This window comes from Paenibacillus sp. BIC5C1, from assembly GCF_032399705.1.
GTDB classification, from domain to species: Bacteria; Bacillota; Bacilli; order Paenibacillales; family Paenibacillaceae; genus Paenibacillus; species Paenibacillus taichungensis_A.
Window position 1 is genome coordinate 4,672,173 of the sequence record NZ_CP135922.1, and the last position, 20,418, is coordinate 4,692,590.

The 20,418-nt window shown below is 46.6% G+C and carries 22 protein-coding genes and 1 riboswitch; of the genes, 1 reads left to right on the forward strand and 21 read right to left on the reverse strand.

What is annotated here, in order from left to right; all coding sequences use genetic code 11:
• Positions 1-216: 216 nt before the first annotated feature.
• From RS891_RS20780 to RS891_RS20840, 13 genes are all read right to left on the reverse strand, one after another.
• Positions 217-948, reverse strand: a complete 732-nt coding sequence (locus tag RS891_RS20780; RefSeq protein WP_315793068.1) for a DUF2953 domain-containing protein — start codon at positions 946-948, stop codon at positions 217-219.
• A gap of 186 nt (positions 949-1,134) precedes the next feature.
• Entirely contained in the window at positions 1,135-1,794 is a 660-nt protein-coding gene (scpB, locus tag RS891_RS20785) for an SMC-Scp complex subunit ScpB (RefSeq protein WP_113054034.1), read from the reverse strand.
• Positions 1,763-2,563, reverse strand: coding sequence for a segregation and condensation protein A (locus RS891_RS20790; protein WP_024630942.1), 801 nt, complete (start codon positions 2,561-2,563; stop codon positions 1,763-1,765). Before RS891_RS20790 ends, scpB begins: the two co-directional genes overlap by 32 nt.
• Positions 2,564-2,665: 102 nt before the next feature.
• A complete protein-coding gene (gene ribH, locus RS891_RS20795; RefSeq protein ID WP_063565743.1) occupies positions 2,666-3,133 on the reverse strand; it encodes a 6,7-dimethyl-8-ribityllumazine synthase in 468 nt (155 codons plus the stop codon).
• Positions 3,134-3,219: 86 nt separating this feature from the next.
• The gene (locus RS891_RS20800) at positions 3,220-4,458 is read right to left on the reverse strand and encodes a bifunctional 3,4-dihydroxy-2-butanone-4-phosphate synthase/GTP cyclohydrolase II (RefSeq protein WP_113054033.1); all 1,239 of its coding nucleotides are present in this window, start codon (positions 4,456-4,458) and stop codon (positions 3,220-3,222) included.
• A gap of 57 nt (positions 4,459-4,515) precedes the next feature.
• A complete protein-coding gene (gene ribE, locus RS891_RS20805; protein WP_113054032.1) occupies positions 4,516-5,184 on the reverse strand; it encodes a riboflavin synthase in 669 nt (222 codons plus the stop codon).
• 40 nt (positions 5,185-5,224) lie between these two features.
• Entirely contained in the window at positions 5,225-6,328 is a 1,104-nt protein-coding gene (gene ribD, locus RS891_RS20810; RefSeq protein ID WP_181586613.1) for a bifunctional diaminohydroxyphosphoribosylaminopyrimidine deaminase/5-amino-6-(5-phosphoribosylamino)uracil reductase RibD, read from the reverse strand.
• A gap of 359 nt (positions 6,329-6,687) precedes the next feature.
• Positions 6,688-6,851, reverse strand: a riboswitch (FMN riboswitch).
• 146 nt (positions 6,852-6,997) lie between these two features.
• Entirely contained in the window at positions 6,998-7,429 is a 432-nt protein-coding gene (locus RS891_RS20815; protein ID WP_024630947.1) for a peptidylprolyl isomerase, read from the reverse strand.
• 221 nt (positions 7,430-7,650) lie between these two features.
• The gene (gene lysA / locus RS891_RS20820) at positions 7,651-8,982 is read right to left on the reverse strand and encodes a diaminopimelate decarboxylase (RefSeq protein WP_163761660.1); all 1,332 of its coding nucleotides are present in this window, start codon (positions 8,980-8,982) and stop codon (positions 7,651-7,653) included.
• Positions 8,983-9,084: 102 nt separating this feature from the next.
• Positions 9,085-10,695, reverse strand: a complete 1,611-nt coding sequence (locus tag RS891_RS20825; RefSeq protein WP_315796382.1) for a spore germination protein — start codon at positions 10,693-10,695, stop codon at positions 9,085-9,087.
• Between the two features lie 83 nt (positions 10,696-10,778).
• Entirely contained in the window at positions 10,779-11,201 is a 423-nt protein-coding gene (locus RS891_RS20830) for a stage V sporulation protein AB (protein WP_063565738.1), read from the reverse strand.
• Positions 11,188-11,844 carry a stage V sporulation protein AA gene (locus RS891_RS20835; protein ID WP_315793069.1) on the reverse strand — a complete coding sequence of 219 codons (657 nt, stop codon included), beginning with the start codon at positions 11,842-11,844 and terminating at the stop codon, positions 11,188-11,190. The genes RS891_RS20830 and RS891_RS20835 overlap by 14 nt, the downstream gene beginning before the upstream one ends.
• A gap of 441 nt (positions 11,845-12,285) precedes the next feature.
• Positions 12,286-13,197, reverse strand: coding sequence for an AraC family transcriptional regulator (locus tag RS891_RS20840; protein ID WP_315793070.1), 912 nt, complete (start codon positions 13,195-13,197; stop codon positions 12,286-12,288).
• Positions 13,198-13,306: 109 nt separating this feature from the next.
• Here RS891_RS20840 and RS891_RS20845 point away from each other — a divergent pair, with 109 nt between their 5' ends.
• On the forward strand, positions 13,307-14,239 hold the full coding sequence (locus RS891_RS20845; protein WP_315793071.1) for a DMT family transporter: 933 nt from the start codon (positions 13,307-13,309) through the stop codon (positions 14,237-14,239).
• Between the two features lie 88 nt (positions 14,240-14,327).
• Here RS891_RS20845 and sigF read toward each other — a convergent pair whose 3' ends face one another.
• From sigF to RS891_RS20885, 8 genes are all read right to left on the reverse strand, one after another.
• Complete coding sequence (gene sigF / locus RS891_RS20850; protein ID WP_076291907.1) at positions 14,328-15,083, reverse strand: RNA polymerase sporulation sigma factor SigF; 756 nt, start codon at positions 15,081-15,083, stop codon at positions 14,328-14,330.
• Between the two features lie 14 nt (positions 15,084-15,097).
• Positions 15,098-15,553, reverse strand: coding sequence for an anti-sigma F factor (gene spoIIAB / locus RS891_RS20855; RefSeq protein WP_062324397.1), 456 nt, complete (start codon positions 15,551-15,553; stop codon positions 15,098-15,100).
• A complete protein-coding gene (gene spoIIAA, locus RS891_RS20860) occupies positions 15,550-15,903 on the reverse strand; it encodes an anti-sigma F factor antagonist (RefSeq protein ID WP_036663380.1) in 354 nt (117 codons plus the stop codon). The genes spoIIAB and spoIIAA overlap by 4 nt, the downstream gene beginning before the upstream one ends.
• Positions 15,904-16,046: 143 nt before the next feature.
• Positions 16,047-17,168, reverse strand: a complete 1,122-nt coding sequence (locus RS891_RS20865) for a D-alanyl-D-alanine carboxypeptidase family protein (protein WP_315796384.1) — start codon at positions 17,166-17,168, stop codon at positions 16,047-16,049.
• A gap of 303 nt (positions 17,169-17,471) precedes the next feature.
• Complete coding sequence (locus RS891_RS20870) at positions 17,472-18,296, reverse strand: purine-nucleoside phosphorylase (RefSeq protein ID WP_090900713.1); 825 nt, start codon at positions 18,294-18,296, stop codon at positions 17,472-17,474.
• A gap of 190 nt (positions 18,297-18,486) precedes the next feature.
• Positions 18,487-19,377, reverse strand: coding sequence for a tyrosine recombinase (locus tag RS891_RS20875; protein WP_315793072.1), 891 nt, complete (start codon positions 19,375-19,377; stop codon positions 18,487-18,489).
• A gap of 73 nt (positions 19,378-19,450) precedes the next feature.
• The gene (locus RS891_RS20880) at positions 19,451-19,693 is read right to left on the reverse strand and encodes a DUF4227 family protein (RefSeq protein ID WP_315793073.1); all 243 of its coding nucleotides are present in this window, start codon (positions 19,691-19,693) and stop codon (positions 19,451-19,453) included.
• A gap of 157 nt (positions 19,694-19,850) precedes the next feature.
• Positions 19,851-20,318 carry a ferric iron uptake transcriptional regulator gene (locus RS891_RS20885; RefSeq protein WP_024630961.1) on the reverse strand — a complete coding sequence of 156 codons (468 nt, stop codon included), beginning with the start codon at positions 20,316-20,318 and terminating at the stop codon, positions 19,851-19,853.
• Between the last annotated feature and the right edge of the window lie 100 nt (positions 20,319-20,418).

Below are 20,418 nucleotides of genomic sequence, written 5' to 3' on the forward strand. Positions count from 1 at the left end.
CAAACATGAAGGGACTTATGTAAGCCAGCCATTTAACTAAACCTCAATACTTCAAACCACTGACTTGGCAAAATATAACCCGGCAGTTGCAATTAAACTGTTAGGAATTTTAGCATAATCGATTACTTCATAACTAACGAAATGATCTAGCCAAGGAGAATAGTTCCGTTCCACCCGCCACCCGCAGTCATCTTCATGAAGTCTATATACATATACTTATATTTGCGATTTACTGTGTTGTTTCTTGAGCTTCAGCTTGCGTCTTCGACGTTGTTCTTTTAAGAGTCTGAACCACATCCGCCATCCTCCCTCTACTTGAAGCACTCGGGTTAACAATGTAAGTCCTGCGATCATGACTGCTGTAATCCGGATCTTAAGCTTCCAATCCAGCTCGGTTTGAAACTCCATTTCGTCTTCCCACACAGGCACAACTTGTAACTTTGGCGTTTGTTCAAAACGGATTTGATAAGAGAGGTATCCAATGATGATCGACTTGATACTCCACACCCAACCTATGAGAACAGCCGTATATGCTGCATCGCCGACGCCAATACGAGTGGACCAGGACCAATGAGTCATATGTACACGGTTGAGCGTTTGCTTGATCCAGAGCTTTAATGCTTCCGTTGCCCTGAGCATGATCTTTACATCCTTAGCCCATTTTTTTACTTTACGTTTGTTAACACGCTCGCTGCTCTGGGCTTCTCCCCTTGAATGACTCATTCGCTGCTCCGTCTTCACTAGAAAACCTTCCTTCATATTCCGAAAGACAATACTAGGAATTTCATAGTTAATACGAACAATGCCATATAGCAGACGAACCGTAATCTTGGCATAATCATCGTGATTGTGTTTCTTGAATGTAAAATGCACATGAACATACGAGATGAGGACTGCGACAAGAAGCAGTGCGATCAACAAGCCGATTCCTCCAAGCCAAATCCACACAGGCCTTACCTCCAAGCCCTCAATTCTTTTCTCGTCTAGTATGACACTCTGAATAGGAAAAAATTCACGTCTGACCTGAAAATTCCATTTAATCTTCGAACGCTACCTGCAATCCTTTTCACATACCACGCCAAAAAACCGGCACCCCGAAAGGGCACCGGTTTTGGATAGATCCAGACTGCAAAGTTATGAATTCAAAGGATCATCTTCGTTATTAATTTCGTTTGCATTTGCATCATTTTCGAGAGTACTATCCAAGTCGAGATCCACATGCTGCACATCCAATTTTTCAAAAAGCAGCTGTGTCTCTTCCTCCAGGTTCTCGGAATCTTCAAACAACCCTGGCTCAGGCAGATCTTTGAGTGAAGCCAAACCAAAGTAATCCAGAAAAGATTTGGTAGTGCCATATAGAATTGGGCGTCCGATGGCCTCAGCCCGTCCCACTTCCTGAATGAGATCCTTGTTCACCAGTGTATGGATGGCACGTTCGGATTTCACGCCACGGATCTCCTCAATCTCCACCCGCGTGATAGGCTGACGATACGCCACAATAGCAAGCGTCTCCAACGCAGCCTGGGATAAAGAGGTACGTGCAGGTGAATAAGCCAATTTCTCAAAATAGGCCGCATGTTCCGGCAAAGTACCGAGTTGGACTACCCCTGCAATTTTAAGAATTTGTACGCCTCGTCCCTGCTTGGCAAATTCAGCGACCATTTCCTCAATCGCATCCGATACCAGTTCGGTTCGCTGATCCACGATCTCGGCGATTTGTTTGATGCTCAGACCTTCTTCTCCGGACAAAAACAGCAGGCCTTCAATAATCGATTTCAATTTCGGAAAATCCATGATTCTTTGTTTCCCCTCTCCACTCCATAACGATATCCTCAAACATCCGCTCCTGATAACAGACAATCTGCTTCATCTTCATCAGCTCCAGCACCGCCAGAAAAGTTACGACAATCTCGTGCCGATAAATTTGGTTATCCAGCAACTTGGAGAATAACAGCCTGCCTCCCGGTCCCATACTTTCCAACGCGCCGATAACATCGCGAATACGATCCTTAACCGAGATTTCATCCCGCTGGATCCGAGTTACGGTTGTCCGCTTCTCTGCCTTGCGCAGCGCCTTCTGGAAGGCCGCAATCAGATCCGAGGTATGCAAACCCTCGACCGGATTCGATTGTGCTTCTACAGGCATATACGGCCGCAAATCTTCGGGCTCTTTGGAGAAAATAAGGCTGCGTTCCCACTCCCGTTCGTGCAAGTGACGCGCAATTCCCTTGTATTTGCGATATTCAATCAGACGCGCAATCAGTTCTGCACGTGGATCATAATCTTCATCTTCCATATATGCATAATCCTCAAAGTCCTCGATTACCGGTGGTTTGGGCAGTAATAGTTTGCTCTTAATCGACAGAAGTGTAGCCGCCATTACCAGAAATTCACTCGTAATATCCAGCTCCAGCTCCTGCATCGAATGCAGATACGCCATATATTGATCGGTAATATCGCTGATGGGAATATCCTGGATATGAATCTCTGCCTTATCGATCAGATGAAGCAGCAGATCCAAAGGCCCTTCAAAAGTCTCCAGTTTGTATGTAACTACCGTCACTAGACGAATCCTCCCGCCAGAAAAATAAAAACCCCCGCTAAGCCGCCGAATCCGGTCTCCCGTTTTCGTCTGCGCAGAGCAGGGCACTATATTAAATAAGCACTATTTTAGCTGTTTCGTCAAGTTTGCCATTTCAATTGCGGCAGTAGCTGAATCCCAGCCTTTGTTTCCTGCCTTAGTTCCAGCACGCTCAATGGCCTGTTCAATATTCTCTGTTGTAACCAAGCCGAAGATTGTAGGTACACCTGTTTTCAGGTTAATTGCGGCTACACCCTTAGCCATCTCATTGCACACATAATCATAATGTGTTGTTGAACCGCGGATAACCGTCCCCAACGTAATGACTGCATCGTATTTTCCACTTTCAGCCATTTTTTGTGCAATCAACGGGATTTCAAAGGCTCCTGGAACCCACGCTACATCCACTTCATCATCTTGTACACCGTGGCGTTTGAACGCATCCAGTGCTCCGCTGAGCAATTTGCTTGTAATGAACTCGTTAAAACGTCCTACGACCACTCCATATTTTAATCCTTCTGATACCAAATGTCCTTCGAAAAAGTGTGGCATTCAAGTCATCTCCCTAATTGTATTATATGATGTACGCAGCTGATCTTTGGAAACTAGTTCACCCTTTTTAACCTCAGAAAAGCTACTCAGTTTTTTTCTTCATTCTGTTCGATATCATCGAAATTCAGCATATGACCGAGCTTCGCCTGCTTCGTGTGCAAGTAGACCGTATTATCCTCGTTCTCTTCCATCTGAATGGCAACTCGTTCCACCACTTCAAGTCCATACCCTTCAAGCCCTTTAATTTTGCGTGGATTGTTGGTTAACAACCGAATTTGGCGAACGCCTAGATCCTTGAGGATTTGGGCACCAATGCCGTAATCACGAAGATCGGCTGCAAATCCAAGCTTCAGATTGGCATCCACGGTGTCCAGACCTTCCTCTTGCAGTTTGTAGGCTTTGAGCTTGTTGATCAGTCCAATGCCTCGTCCTTCTTGTCTCATATAGAGCAGGACGCCATTGCCTTCGTCATGGATCTGTTTCAGGGCCGCATCGAATTGTGGACCACAGTCGCATCGATGAGAATGGAATACATCCCCCGTGAGACATTCGGAGTGTACGCGCACCAATACAGGTTTCGATCCATCAATTTCACCTTTAACCAAAGCGACATGCTCCTTGTTGTCCACCGCATTGGTGTATGCCACCGCCTGGAATTCACCAAAGTCCGTTGGCATGCGTACAGCTACTTCGCGTTGAACCAACTGCTCCTTCTCATTCCGGTACCGAATCATATCCTGAATGCTGATCAACTTCAGATCATGTTTGCGAGCGATCTCCTGCAGATCCGGAAGTCTGGCCATCGTGCCATCTTCCTTGATCACTTCACAGATTACACCTGCGGGATAGGAACCGCACATAATGGCGAGATCCACAGCCGCTTCCGTGTGGCCCGCGCGTCGTAGTACACCGCCATCTTTGGCGATAAGTGGGAACATGTGGCCCGGCTTGCGGAAATCTCCGCTTTTCGCTTCGGGGTCGATTAGACCCTTAACTGTAATGGAGCGTTCATGAGCCGAGATGCCCGTTGTGGTATCTTTATGATCTACAGAGACGGTAAAGGCCGTCCCATGAAAGTCCGTATTTTGCTGAACCATAGGTTTCAGGTTGAGTTCATCGGCACGTTGCTGCGTAATGGGAACACACACCAGACCTCTGCCTTCGGTAATCATGAAATTGATCACTTCAGGTGTAGCCTTTTCCGCCAAAGCGATAAAATCGCCTTCATTCTCCCGATCCTCATCATCCACCACAATGACCGGTTTACCCTGCATGAGATCGTAGATGGCTTCCTCAATAGAATTCAGAATGGATTTCTCTGACATAGGTCACCCTCCAGTTTCCATTTCAATTTATATTTGTAGTTAATTAATTATGATTTGTTAAGCAAATCCGTGATTAGCGAGGAAATCCTCACTGATACTTCGCGGCTTGCCCGCACCTGTCTCCTGATGTCCCTTACCATAGTGCAACAGATGATCCACGTATTTGCCCAAAATATCACACTCAATATTGATGGTATCACCCGTCTTTTTCACATTTAATACGGTCTCACCAATAGTGTGGGGAATAATGGATACAGTGAATGCGGTCTGTGAAGTATGCACAACAGTCAGACTAATTCCATCCAGGGTTACTGATCCTTTGGGTATCAGATATTTGAACAGCTGCGAATCATCAGGTTTGATCTCGAAAACAATTGCATTCTGGTCACGTGTAATGCTGCCAATCACCCCAGTACCATCGACATGGCCTTGAACGATATGCCCGCCAAAACGACCACCTGACAGCATGGCTCGCTCCAGATTAACTTTGCTGCCGGATTGCAACTGACTAAGATTGGTATGTCGATATGTCTCTGGCATTACATCGGCAGTAAACCCGCCACCCTCCAGAGTTGTCGCAGTTAAGCATACCCCGTTTACAGCTACACTATCGCCAATCTTCAGGTCGTTCATAATGGCGGAAGCTCCGATATTCAGGACCATCGCTTCGCCTTTCCGACCTATGCGCCGGATCTGACCAACTTCTTCCACCAAACCGGTAAACATGCTACCGCCTCCTTTATTTATTTCTTTATCGTTAATTCATTTATTCTGGCCAAACCGGAATTCCGCCAATACTAATATTATCTCCAACTTGCTCAATTTCCAGCTGATGCAATTGAATCGCTTGACTCATGCGCTCTACACCCTCGAAGCGGAAACTGCCTGGTGTTTCATATCCTCCGACGATTTTCGGAGCAATGAACATGAGCAGTCGATCTACCAACCGTGCTTCCAGCATGGCACCATTCAGTGTGCCCCCGCCTTCCAGCAGAATTGAACCAATCTCACGCTCACCGAGCTTGCTGAGTGCACTCAACAGATCAACTCGTGGTCCTGGACCACAACGTATAATCTCCACCCCATAGGCTTCCAGCCGCTCGGCCGCCTCAGAGCTCGCCTCATCCGTTGTAAGCACCCAAGTTGGTGCAAGGCCATCCTTGACCATTTTGGCTCCTACAGGTAGACGTAGCTTGGAATCGACCACAATTCGTACCGGGCTGATCCCTTCCACTTGCAAACGAGTCGTGAGTTCGGGGTTGTCTGCAATGACCGTTTCCACACCAACCATAATGCCTTGATGGCGATGACGAAGCGCGTGTACAATCTCGCGAGCTGACTCGTTAGAGATCCATTTGCTGTCACCGCTACGCGTAGCGATTTTGCCATCCAGAGTAGAGGCCGTCTTCAAAGTTACAAAGGGGAGACCTGTTGTAATGTATTTGATGAATTTCTCGTTCATCCGTCTTCCGCGCTCACGAAGCACGCCAACTTCAACTTCGATCCCTTGTTGACGCAGCATGCTGATCCCTCTGCCGGAGACTTGTGGATTCGGATCTTCGCAGCATACAACGACACGTTTCACTTTCTCGTGAATGAGACGTTCACTGCATGGTGGAGTCTTGCCATAATGGCTACAGGGTTCAAGCGTAACGTATACTGTACTGCCTTCAGCATCACTGCCCGCCATGTTCAGCGCATGAACCTCTGCATGACCCGTTCCCCGTTTGAGATGACTTCCGAGGCCCACGATACGTCCTTCTTTTACAACGACACAACCTACTACCGGATTGATTCCGGTCTGTCCTTGTGCCCGCTCTGCCATATCCAGTGCCAGCGCCATATAAAATTCATCATTAATCATTTCCAAGTCCGTTCACCCCACGGTTAAAATCTTAAGTTATAGACCTCCCTTCCAACAGAGAGGCATGTTCCATATCCAATAAAAAATCCCCGTCGAACAAACCGTTCGATGGGGATGATGAGAGACATGTGTCACCAGCAGTACTATTGATACATTGCCAACAACACATCGCCCAAAACTTCATTTCAGGCAAGTGAAAGCAGACACATACCTTAATGAACTTCAATTACAGGTAAAGAGCTTCTATGATGTGGCATATGTATGAAGATTGCCGGAAGTAACCGGATTTCTCCCTGCACAGGAAATGAATTCGTCAAAAACTGTACAGCAACACTCCTGCGGAATGCGGCCCCTAAGGACTGCACCCTCTCCTTCTCCCATCCAGACTATACTGTCGGTTCTGGAATTACACCAGATCAGCCATCTGCCACAGGCAGACGGGTCACGGACTTTGCATCAATGCTGGATAGATATCCTCACATACTGCATCACCGCCGGTAGGGAATTACACCCTGCCCTGAAGGATTCGTTGCGTTATTAATTGGATGTTAGCACTTTAACGTCAAAAAATCAATTGTTTTTTGTTCCTTTTTGTCACATACTAACTTTTAATAAGCTTAAGTGTAAACAAAAACCGCTTCGCTAATTGCGAAACGGTTTACATACGGTTATTGATTAAGCTTCTACTACTTCAACAGTCTCCATTTTGTCGCGACCTTCGAAAGCGTCTACGAACTCCATACCTTTGGTTACTTTACCAAATACAGTATGTTGTCCATCCAAATGTGGTTGCGGTTGGTAACAGATATAGAACTGGCTTCCGCCTGTGTTACGGCCTGCATGTGCCATAGCCAATGTTCCGCGCTCATGTTTGTTCGGGTTGATTTCACAGTTGATTGTGTAACCTGGGCCGCCTGCGCCGGAACCGTTAGGGCATCCGCCTTGAGCTACAAAGCCCGGAATAACACGGTGAAATACAAGACCGTTGTAGAAACCGGAGTTAGCCAGTTTCTCAAAGTTTGCTACTGTGTTTGGAGCTTCTTGATCGAACAAATCGATTACAACTTCTCCGCCGTTTGCCATTTTAATTTTCGCTTGTTTCGCCATATGTAAATGACTCCTTTCGTATTGACCATCGTTAATGGTGCCAGAACGCATGACCCTGGGCCAAGCTTTATAGCACTTTTCTTAGTGTACACCGAAAATGGATTGATCGCAAAATAATCAGCAAGTTTTTTTCAAATCCGGCCCTAAAGATGCAAAAGAAGACAAAAAAGGAGTGTCCTTTTTTGTCTTCTTGATATAGAGCTCCGCTATTTGAACTTAAATTAACGGGTAACTGGCTGTTTAGCAATACGCTCAGGTACCAGATCATTTTGGATGATGTCCTGATACGTCTCACGGCGTACGACAACATCCCCTTGACCGTCTTTGACAAACACAACTGCCGGACGACGAATCCGGTTATAGTTGCTTGCCATGGAGTAGTTGTATGCGCCTGTGCAAGCAACTGCGAGCAGATCGCCGCTTTGCACTTTAGGCAGGTCCAAATCCCAGATCAGCATATCGCCACTCTCACAGCATTTACCAGCAACAGATACTGTTTCCTGAGCTGCTTCATTTGCACGGTTTGCCAATACAGCTTCATATTTGGACTCATACAGCGCTGGACGTGGATTGTCTGTCATTCCACCATCCACAGCTACGTATTTACGAACCCCTGGAATATCTTTGCTTGTTCCAACGGTGTAGAGTGTTGTTCCCGCTTCACCTACGATGCTGCGGCCTGGTTCAACCCAGATCTCAGGCACGGCATAGCCGATTTGAGCAAAATGATTTTTTACCGCATCCGTGATGGCTTTCACGTATTGTGAAACTTCAAGCGGTGTATCCCCATCAATATAGCGAATACCGAAGCCACCACCCAGATTAACCACTTTGAATGCCACGTTAAGACGCTCATACACAGCTGCTGCAAACTCAGCAACGCGTTGAACTGCCATTTGGAAACCTTCAACTTCGAAAATTTGTGATCCGATGTGTGAATGCACACCGAGTAAAACTAAATTCGACTGTTTGGAAGCCAATTCAATGGCTTCAAATGCCGTTCCGTTTCCGATATCGAATCCAAATTTGGAATCCGTTTGTCCTGTCGAGATATATTCATGCGTATGCGCTTCAACACCAGGCGTCACACGCAGCAAAATGTTAACTTTGCGATTTTTGTCTGCGGCTACAGCTTGCAGCAAGTGCAGTTCATTGAAGTTATCCACAACGAAGCAGCCTATCTCTGCATCAAGCGCCATTTCGATCTCTTCCAATGTTTTGTTGTTGCCGTGGAAGTGAATACGTTCTGCCGGGAAACCGGCTTGCAGTGCCGTGAACAATTCACCATCGGATACTACATCCAGGGAAAGTCCTTCTTCCGCAGCAAGGGCACACATGGCCATTACACAGAATGCTTTACTTGCATAAGCAACCTGGAAACCCAGGCCTGAAGCACGGAACGCTTCCATGTACTCTCTGCAACGCTCACGAACTAATTGCTCGTCCACAACATACAGGGGAGTTCCAAATTGTTCTTTCAGGACGGTAGTATCGACTCCGCCAATTTCCAGATGTCCCTGTGCATTTATTTTACTTGTACCATGTAAATACATATCTGCATTCCTCACTTTTTATATACTGGAACAGCTGTTATTCCAATGATTTTACACCAGTATATCAAATTAGTGAATGAGAAGAATGGATTTTTCGGCAGATCATTTGTGTTTTTTACTTTTTTGCAGTTCCCCGTCCGGATCACTGTCCATTTTGGTATTGTCACGCGTTTTGTTGATCGAAGGACGTTTTTTATTCTCCAACAGTGGCAAACGGAATAAAAAGTTACCCAAAGCCTTTGCATTAAACGGTATGAATGGCCAGAGATAAGAAGAGTTGTAGGAGCGATGTAAGGTGAGCGCCACAATAATGAACGTCGTCCCGACAACGAATCCAGGAACCTTGAATATCGCTACTGCAACGAGCAAAAACAGCCTGACCAATCGATTCGCCAAACCAAGCTCATAACTAGGTGTTGCAAACATTCCTATGGCCGCAATCGCCATGTAAAGTACAACTTCATTCACAAAATAACCTGTTTTCACGGCGATATCACCGACCAAAATGGCCGCAATCAAACCCATGGCTGAAGCGAGTGGCGTCGGGGTATGGACGGCTGCCATCCGCAATAAATCCACCCCGAATTCAATAAGCAGGAACTGCAGAATCAGCGGAAGCTGTGCATTCTCGTGAGGGCCAATGAACTCCATTCCTGCTGGCTTAATGGCAGGGTCAATAACCATCAGCAACCACAGCGGCAACAGGAAAAGTGAAATCAGAATACCCCCAAACCGTACCCAGCGCAGATAAGTTCCCATAAAGGCGGTCTGTCTGTTCTCTTCCGCATGCTCACATAGGTCAAAAAAAGTGGTGGGCAGAATCATCACACTGGGTGAAGTATCTACAAAAACAACAACCCGTCCGTCCATCAGATGGGATGCTGTCACATCGGGTCGTTCCGAATACCGAACCAACGGATACGGGTGCCAGCCCTTGTTAATAATCGCTTCTTCAAGCTGCTTATCGGCAGCAGGGATACCGTCGATATTCACCCGTTTTATTTTTTCACGAACGGAATCTACCTGAACCTTGTCCACGATATCATCAATATACACAACACAGACATCCGTTTGCGACCTGCGTCCGACCTGCATAATTTCAAACTTTAAGCCAGGGTCCCGTATTCTTCGGCGTACTAACGCCACGTTGGTCAGAAGTGTCTCTGTAAATCCGTCTCTTGAACCACGGACCACTCTCTCCAGCGAAGGTTCCTCTGGTGAGCGTACCGGATAGCTGCGGGTATCCATAACAATAACGGAACGGTCCCCTTCGACGAACATGGCACTCATGCCTGTGAGGACCTTGTTAATGACGGCGCTCATCTTCTCCACTCGCTCAACTTGAATATGAGGAATGTAACATTCGAAATACGACTTCAGCGCATGTCCAGACACTTGCTCCGGTGTAAGATAGGTTAACCTTTTTAACACTTCAAGCAGAATCTCATCTTTCGCAAATCCAGTCAGCAGCAGCAATCCAACATGTTTGCCGCCCAAAACCATTTCCCTCATATTCACATCAAAGGACTCCCCAAGTCCCAACACTTGCTGAAGCGTATATCTGTTATCACTCATGCGAGGGGAAATATCGTCGTTTTCCTGCCAATATTTTACCGATTCCTCGATACTGTCAGACATTTCATTTTGTTTCTTTTTTTCGAAAGTCTTCTTTTCTTCTTCCTCCTGAATCTCATAAGGAGATTTATGCATCATCTCTTCGGATGTTGCTTCACTGGAGTTATGCCCGTCGTTGTCCGATCTTACGTCCATTTCCCATCCTCCTTAGGCCTAACGTTTCAACGCTGGTATACAAAAAAATCAAACAGGGAGCCTGTCATCTTCCCCAAAATCATGGCTAGCAGTAATCCAAATAAATACGATTTCATACCTAGTCTTTTCGCCAGCACTGGCAGTACATTCAATACTTCTGTGAGTGCCGCCGCAAGCAGACCGATGAACACACCGCAAAACAGTCCGATGATCGGGCTAAGCAAGAGCGCTCCATGCACCTTCCAATGCCAAAAATCCGCAACGGTACCGAGCAGCGAACCTCCGATCAAGGCCCCTTCATACCAATGGGTTTTGTCATAGGTTCGCGTAAGCTGAGCTAGTCTTGGAATCATATCAAGCACGAGAATAAGCGCAATCACACCACTTCCGACCGCGATTCCCCCCGCAATACCCAGCACAATGCTGATTGCTCCGTTAAGAACGCTCATCCGCATTCATCTCCCTGCGTTCCTCTTCATGCATACGTTCGGTTTCTTCAATCACCACATACTTGTCTACATTTTGCTGATATAGGAACATTTCCACTTCCAAAGGGGTAGGTTCTTCATTCCACTTTTTCTTGAATAAATGATTAAAGAACACGGCCATGCCAAACCCGATCCCGATGGAATATGCCACCTGAAACAGATATGGATGTTCATCCCGGCGACCTGTAATCATCTCTACAATTCGAATCTGAACTTCCTGCATGTTTACGTCCGCATGAAAATTCATAATGGTCAATGCTGATCCAAAGAAAAGCAGTAGCCACACAAGGATAAACAGAGATTTGGAAGGTTTGCCACTTCCCGCAACCACCTCAACAAGGGTATGACCCGATCCGATCAATTCAACGGTGACATCTGGTAAGGCCCGACGGATCTGGGGGATGATCTGCAATATATCAATGAGGATCAGATTGCCGTCCTCCGGTCCGGGGCGCAGCAATTCAAGCTCAAGCAGCCTTCTTTCCTGTTCTTCGGGAGAGGTGAGCAAGTGAGCTACATCTCCAAGCTTGACACTTCGGCCCCTTTGGATACGAATACGGCTGCGCAAACGAACATAGACCGTTGGAGTGGGTGTCAGGGACATCCGGAACACTCCTTTACTGCGTAATTTAGGTTAGTATTTGAAGAATGTGCAAATTTATTACATCTTGGTTGGAAAAAGGTTTTGTAGACTCTGAGGGCGCTTCGGGATGGATCGGCCATCGGTCGCTGTTATCCCCGGATTTCTTGAATCTCCTTTTTCAAGGAGGAAATCCGGTGCTAAAGGCGAACGCTTCGCTCCTTAGTACGATTCCATCCCTCCGCTGCACGTGTCTCCCTTTTTTCCCAAAGGACTGAAATAAATATGATGGGAGGCTGTAGTAAGAGAAATAATAGCTGGTGAATTTGGACTTTATTTTGTCATAATCCCTTTGTTACACAAACAAAAAAAGCCGCTCATATAGCGACTTAATGGGAGGAGAAAATCTTATGGAATGACTGGTAAGAAACTTGGGGATCAGGTATCTTTGGGGCATTTTTTTATTCACTGCTCAATACCCTCCTTATTCCTCAACTCCATTTCTCTTCTGAACTTTAACGGGGTGATTTGCATCGTTTTGCGAAATTGATTAATAAAATAGCTCGTGCTATTAAAGCCCACTTCATAAGCAATCTCGGTAATGCTGCGTTCTTGGAGTTGCAACAGCTCCACACTCTTTTGGATGCGATAATCGATTACATACTGCATGGGCGTTGTCTTCAACATTTGCTTGAAATAACGGCAGGTTTCCGAGCGGCTTAACTGACCGGCTCTTGCAATGTCCTCCAATTTGATTGGTTCAGCGGAGTGCAGGTGAATCCATTCAACCATACCCTTCATTCGTCTGTTTCTGATGATTTCGGATGGATCATATTCCAGTGCGTATCCGCTTGTAATTAGATGTTTCCATATCGTTAAAAGGCTTGAAGCCACATTCATTTCGTAAAATGGAGGCTGCTCATCCAGATTCTTTTTAACCTGCCGAATGGCGTTCAGGACTTGAGCTCCCCAAGAAATTTCCCTTTTGATATGAAGATAAGGTAAATTGGTTGCTGAGATATAAGGATGAACATACTTCAAATATAACTCGGGAGGCACAACAAAATGAGGAGAGACATTTAGACAAAGATAAATACAATTATCCTTCTTCCCCCGTTCCTCTGCCATGTGCATACAACCACTGTTGATAAACAGCCCATCGCCTTGCGTCACAATAATCTTTTGATTATTCACATGAAAAAGAGCTTCGCCCTGGACAACCAAAACAAACTGCAATTCATCATGCCAGTGCAATGGAATATGCCCGTGAACATTGCGTACAATTGTGGTTTCATAACACGCCAAAGGCAGTGTAACCGTACGATGCTCCGTCAGCTCCCTTCCGTTTTGATCAATCCTGAATTCTGTTTTAAGCATATTTTCTCATCTCAATATAATGATATTTATCTGTGCGATATTGATATTATTATAGCCTATTCCATTTTAATATAGCACTATTCTTATATTTAAGGTGAGGGAACTATTCATGAAAATATCTATTCAGAGATCTAGGAAGTCAGGCCTATTCTTCGTTCTTACAGGTGCGATATGCTGGGGCGTTGGCGGAACGGTTTCACAAAAGCTGTTTCAACAATACGGAATTGAAGTCAACTGGTTTGTAACGGTACGACTGCTGATTGCCGGCATACTGCTCCTGACGGTTCAATCCTTTACAACAAGACGCTCGCAAATTTTCGATATGTGGAAGCAGAAAAAAACAGCCTTGCAGCTAATCATTTTCGGATTATTCGGGATGCTCGCTGTTCAATATACGTACATGGCGTCCATTCAACATGGCAATTCCGCGGTGGCGACCCTACTTCAATATCTGTCACCAGTCATGATCATGGTCTATATGATCTGGCGAAAACAGGCTGCTCTAACCAGAAAGGATGTTGCATCAGCGATTCTGGCTCTGAGCGGGTGTTTTCTCCTGCTGACCAATGGTTCTCCCTCTCAATTGTCTGTACCGTTACCCGCTGTATTGTGGGGGCTGTTATCCGGAGTTGCTGCTGCCTTTTATACCCTCTACGCCGTAAAACTGATTGAAAAGTTTGATTCACTCGTTGTTGTAGGCTGGGCAATGATTATCGGAGGGGCTGCACTGAGTCTCATCCACCCACCATGGAAAATGGACTTTGCCAGCTTGCGTTTGGAAACTTACGGATATATGGCTTTTACCATTATTTTTGGGACGATGATTGCATTCTGGTTCTATATCGAAAGTTTAAAAAGCCTGACAGCCAAAGAAACAAGTCTTATGGGAAGCGCAGAACCTCTTGCTGCTGTTGGCACAACTGTTATCTGGTTGCATGAACCCTTCGGGTTATTTCAATGGCTGGGGACCGCATGTATCGTTGGATTGATATTATTGTTGCAGTCGAATCGCCCCAAACCCATCCAGGCTAACGACAAATAACCTTCTCCGCATATTGACGCGCGATAGAAGGTTGTTAGTTGTCGTAAATTGGTATTTCAACACCAATTTTGTTTTCTGCAATCCAAAATCACTGTGCGATCTGGTCGCGGATGGATTGAAGTATTTTTTTCTCCAGCCGTGACACCTGCACCTGGGATATACCCAGTCTACTGGCGACCTCGGACTGGGTCTGATCGCGATAATACCGGAGATATACAATCAGCCGTTCCCGTTCACTGAGACCGCCAATTGCTTCGTTTAGCGCCAGTTTGTCAAACCACCGTTCCTGAGACTCGTCGGCAATCTGGTCCATTAATGTAATCGGATCGCCGTCATTCTCAAACACCGTCTCATGTATGGAGGTAGGCGGTTTGTTCGCTTCCTGCGCAAAAACAACTTCCTCCGGGGTTACCCCCAGCTCTTCAGCCACTTCCTTGATCGTGGGCAGACGGTCCAGGTTTTTGGACAACTCATCCCTTTTCTTGCGGACTTTATTCGCCATCTCCTTCAGTGAACGACTGACCTTAAGGGTGCCGTCGTCCCGCAGGAAGCGCTGAATTTCTCCGATAATCATCGGGACAGCATAGGTGGAGAATTTGACATCATAACTGAGATCGAATTTATCCACCGATTTGAGCAGCCCGATACAACCAATCTGGAACAGATCCTCCGGCTCATATCCCCTGTTCATAAAACGTTGTACGACGGACCAGACGAGTCTGATGTTGCAGTTCACCAGCGTATCCCGTGCGACATGGTCACCCGACTGACTGAGCGCAATCAGCCGTTTGACCTCGGCATCGTCCAAATAGGTCTGTGAAGACTGTTTCACTTCAGCATCCATAAGACCACCAACCCCTAATTATACAATGCTTTCTTGGATTCAATCCTTTTCTTCATCTTGATGGAGGTGCCTCTGCCGGGCTCACTGCTGACTTCGAATTCATCCATGAAGTTTTCCATAATGGTGAAGCCCATCCCCGAGCGCTCAAGTTCGGGTTTGGACGTATACAACGGCTGTTTGGCCAGTTCAAGGTCTTCGATGCCTTCACCGCGGTCTTCCACAATGATAGTGATCATGTCATCGCGAATCTCGGCTTGAATGGACACGACACCTTCTGGATTGTTGTTATAACCGTGAATGATGCTGTTCGTTACGGCTTCCGAAATGACTGTCTTCAGATCGCTAAGCTCGTCCATCGTAGGATCAAGCTGGGAGATGAAGGCAGCAACCGTCACCCGTGCGAACGATTCGTTCTCCGACTTGGCCGCGAATTGCAGATTCATGAAATTTGTCCCCGTTCCTTCATTCATGAGACGACCTCCAGACCCGAGAGAGCAGTTCCCTCATTTTCGTAAATCGGCATAATCTTGAACAAACCCGACATTTCCAGCAAACGATACACTGGCGGATTGACATCACAGACAACCATCTTGCCGCCTTTATTCTTAATGAGCTTGTATCTTCCCAAAATGACACCCAGACCCGAACTGTCCATAAATTGCAGATCTTTCAGGCTGAGTACCAGATGCTCGCATTGTCTGCGCTGGATGGCTTCATCCATCTGCATCCGTACCATGTCAGCTGTATGGTGATCCAGCTCCCCGGATAATCGCACAATCAGAATCCCGCGGTGATGTTCCATTTCCACATGCAAGTTCACGTTTGCTCACTCTCCTCCCTGTCTTGAACAAGGATTTCTACGTTCTCGAAGGCTTTTCCTGCCCCCCGACAAAACTAGAAGAAAACCCCTATTTAATTACAAAATATGTTCAACGGATGTGCGCAACCTGCATAAATCGCCGTTTAATCAAACAGATTGGAGGTTGTGCGTTTGAATAGCTTCCACCAGCCAGCCTTGTCCACATCCTGTGGAGCCTGAATGTCGAATTCCTTGATGACTTCATTGCCCTGGTAGACGACAAGCTTACCTACACTCTGACCTTCTTTGACCGGAGCTTTTACTTCTTTGGCCATCAGCAATTCATGACGGATCTCATCCGATTTCGCACCTTTGCGCATCAGCACACTATAATTTTGCGTTGCATTCAGCGGCAATTCGGCAACTTCACCTTTTTCAATTTTCAGGCTGCCCAGCAGGTCCCCTGACTTGTACAGAGCTTTCATCGTGTACTGCCCAAAAGCATAGTCAAACATCGAGGACACCTCGCTGTTCCGTGTTTTGGTATTTGGTTCACCCAATACCACGGAAACGACACGCAGCCCATCTTTCATCGCTGTAGCCGAGAGACAAAACTTCGCTTCGGAAGTGTATCCTGTTTTCAACCCATCCGCACCGGAGTAGAAACGAACCAATTTGTTCGTATTCACCAGCCAGAATGGCTTCTCGCTATCTTTACGAAGGTAGTCCTGGTATGCACCGGTATATTTCGTAATCCCCGGATGCTTCAGCAGTTCACGGCTCATGACCGCAATATCATGCGCGGAAGAATAATGATTATCTACCGGAAGGCCGTTACAGTTGGCAAAATGAGTATCCTTCATGCCAAGCTCCTTCGCCCGCTCATTCATTAATTGAACAAAAGCTTCCTCGGAACCGGCAATTTTCTCAGCCATCGCCACAGAGGCATCATTACCGGAAGCCATAGCAATCCCTTTTAACATATCGTCTACCGTCATCTCTTCCCCAGGTTCCAGAAATATCTGTGATCCACCCATGGATGCGGCATATTCACTCGTTCTCACTTTATCCGTCAGCTTCAGCTTGCCAGAGTCGACCGCTTCAATGGTGAGCAGCATGGTCATAATCTTGGTAATGCTCGCCGGAGGCAGCTGATCATGACTGTTTTTTTCAAAAATGACCGTGCCCGTATCTGCATCCATCAAAATGGCGGAGCGTGCCGACGGGGCCAAATCTGTTCCCCCCGCTGCTTTGGGAGTTTCTTCAGCCAGCGCGGTTGATGCCATCAGGGGCAGCAGGATACAAAGGGTCATGAACGATGCCATTATTCGTTTCTTCACTAGGGTTACCTCCTCAAATAACTTGCTTACTGCATGTTCCATGCATGTACTGCTAATCATTGTCGGCCCGATTGAAGTAAATTATTCCATGTAAAGAATGATTTGCCGAACTTTTTATGTAATCTGTGTGAAACACCAAAAAACGAGCCTGAACTACTGGATGAGTGAACGGTCCGTTAAGGAAAATAAAAAAAGGCAACCTGCCCCAATGAATCACATTAGGGTAGATCGCCTTTTCTATATGATCAGTTACATTTGTGGAATAACAGCCAGGACAAGGGCCAGGAACGATTCACGAACACGTTCTGTTGTCTCCATAACTTCATCATGCGACAACGGCTGGTCCAGAATGCCGGCAGCCATGTTGCTGATACAAGAAATACCGAGCACTTCCAGGCCTGCGTGGCGTGCTACGATAACCTCAGAGACGGTAGACATGCCGACAGCATCCGCACCCAACGTACGCAGCATCACGATCTCAGCTGGTGTCTCGTAGTTTGGACCAAGCATACCTGCATATACACCTTCACGTACATCAAAACCTTGTGACGCGGCTGTATCCTTCGCCAGCGCACGCAGACGGCGGCTGTACGCTTCGGACAGATCCGGGAAGCGAACACCCAGTGCGGAGTCATTCGGTCCGATTAATGGATTCTTGCCTGTGAGATTGAGATGATCCGAGATCAGCATCAGGTCACCCGCCTCATAAGAGGTATTTACGCCACCTGCTGCGTTCGTTACGAGCAGAGAAGTTACGCCCAGCTCTTTCATAACACGTACCGGGAAGGCAGTCAGTTCAGGACCATAACCTTCATACATGTGGAAACGACCTTTCATCATAACAACCGGACGGCCTTTAATGGTCCCCACAAGCAATTCGCCTTCATGTCCCTCTACTGTGGACACCGGAAAATGCGGAATATCCTGATAAGCGATGCTTACACCATCTTCAATCAATTCTGCCAAAATGCCAAGCCCTGAACCTAAAATCAAACCGACTTCCGGTTTAATAGTACTTTTGCTTTGGATGTAAGATGCCGCTTCCAAAATCATCTGTTGGTTTAATGCTGTCATAAATGTTCCCCCTTGAGTTGAAACGATCCGTCTGTGTCCGCAAATGGTATCAATCAGAACTACGCGTTATCAACACGCTTGAATGATGCATTTGCTTATGTATAACGGCGTTTAAATGTGTTCAATTTATTTTATCCTAAATCGGACTATTGTTCCGCTTTTTTTTTGCAGATTTATATCCAAGTAGAATCTATTTTGCCCGCGGATGATGAGATTCATAAATCTCTTTCATCGTTTTGCGGCCATGATGTCCATACTGTTGCCCAGGCTGCTCCACATGACCGAGCATGTCCTGCACCGCACGGGTATCTGCCCCACTGGCAATCAGGTGAGCGGCAAAGGAATGACGCAGCGTATGTGGTGTAATTTCACCCGATATTCCCGCATCCATCGCTGCTTTTTTGAGCAACTTCCAGAATCCTTGACGGGTTAATCGTTTCCCGGATACGTTGACAAAGAGAGCATGCTCGTCCGTATCATTTTTAATTAGCAGGTTGCGGTACTCGTTCACATAAACACTTGCCCACTCTGCTGCAGGCGCACCTATTGGCAAAATCCGTTCTTTACCGGCACCTCCACAGCGGATAAAGCGCATGCCTGGCTGTACGTCCCGCACATCCAGTGCAATCAGTTCAGATACACGAATGCCTGTCGCATACAATAGCTCCAGCATGGCCCGGTCACGCACCCCTTGCGGTGAACGGGTATCGGGGGAGCTGAGCAGCAATTCGATCTCTTGGACGGTCAACACCTGCGGCGGTGTCTTGTCTGCTTTTGGAGCCTCCACATCAAACGTAGGGTCCTGTAATATGTCACCACGCCGCATCAAAAAATGAAAATAGGAGCGCAGGGATACGACGCTGCGGGCAATGGTTGCATTCGCACGTCCTGCCTGTTTCTGCTGACCTATAAACAGGATAACATGCGTCCGGCGCACCTGCTCCGCTTCCCGGATACCGTATTCTTTATCCGCAAATTCGATGAACTTGTCCACGTCCCGAAGATACGATTCCAGCGTGCTGCTCGACATCCCTTTATCCTCTTCCAAGTATAAGGCATAGGCGTGTATCGTCTGCTTCATGCACAACGCTCCTCATCTGACAGGACTGCCACATGGGCAACCTGCTTCCGTATTTGCATCCCTGGCTGTCCAGCTACTCTCCGTACCAATAAAATAAACGGAGACGCTCTGCCATTGTAGGACGTCCTTCCCCGTTACTTGGCCAAACCGTTTCCTGAAATACTTTAACCGCATTTCCTGTTGGCATCTGATATTGGTCCACAGGTGAGATCAATCCGTTGAACAAATCCAGGACATGATAGAACAGATAAACTAATGCAGCAAAAAATACGATAAATCGAATAAAACGGAGTCCTCTCCGCAGCGATATAATCATGGGTTGTACCCCTTTCTGGTTCGAATCCGACTCGTCTAGAATCAGGGTATGTTACCGAACACAGGAATATGACATTCAGGGTAAACCTCACATCACACGCTGGACCAAAAAAGCTCTCCCGTCAAAACCGCCGGTGAGAGCTTGAAGATATGCTATGTTATTCTTCGTCTTTGGGCTTCTGGTCATTTTTAGCTTTGCAACGGTAACAAATCCCATGGAAATCCAGTCGGTGATCTACTACCGAAAAGTTAAATTCCCGCTCCAGTCGCTCTTCAAGCGGTCCAAGCCAGTCTTCACGTATTTCATCCATACTTCCGCATTGAACACAGATTAAGTGATGATGGTGATGCTTGGATGTATCTCCGCGTAGATCATAACGCGCTACACCGTCGCCGAAGTTGATTTTCTCTACAACATGCAGCTCACTCAGCAGTTCGAGGGTACGGTACACGGTTGCGAGACCGATTTCGGGAGCCTTTTCTTTCACGAGCATGAATACGTCTTCTGCGCTCAGATGATCTTCTTCATTCTCAAGAAGTACTCTTACGGTGGCTTCCCGCTGGGGCGTTAATTTATATCCTTGGGACTGTAGTTGCTGCTTAATTTTATCGATCCGTGCTTCCATTTTCTCCCTCCCCCTAGGAAATCACTGCACACTGCAACTTAACCCACTTCTTTCATTATAGGGGGAGTACATAATTAAAGTCAACATTTTACACTATCAC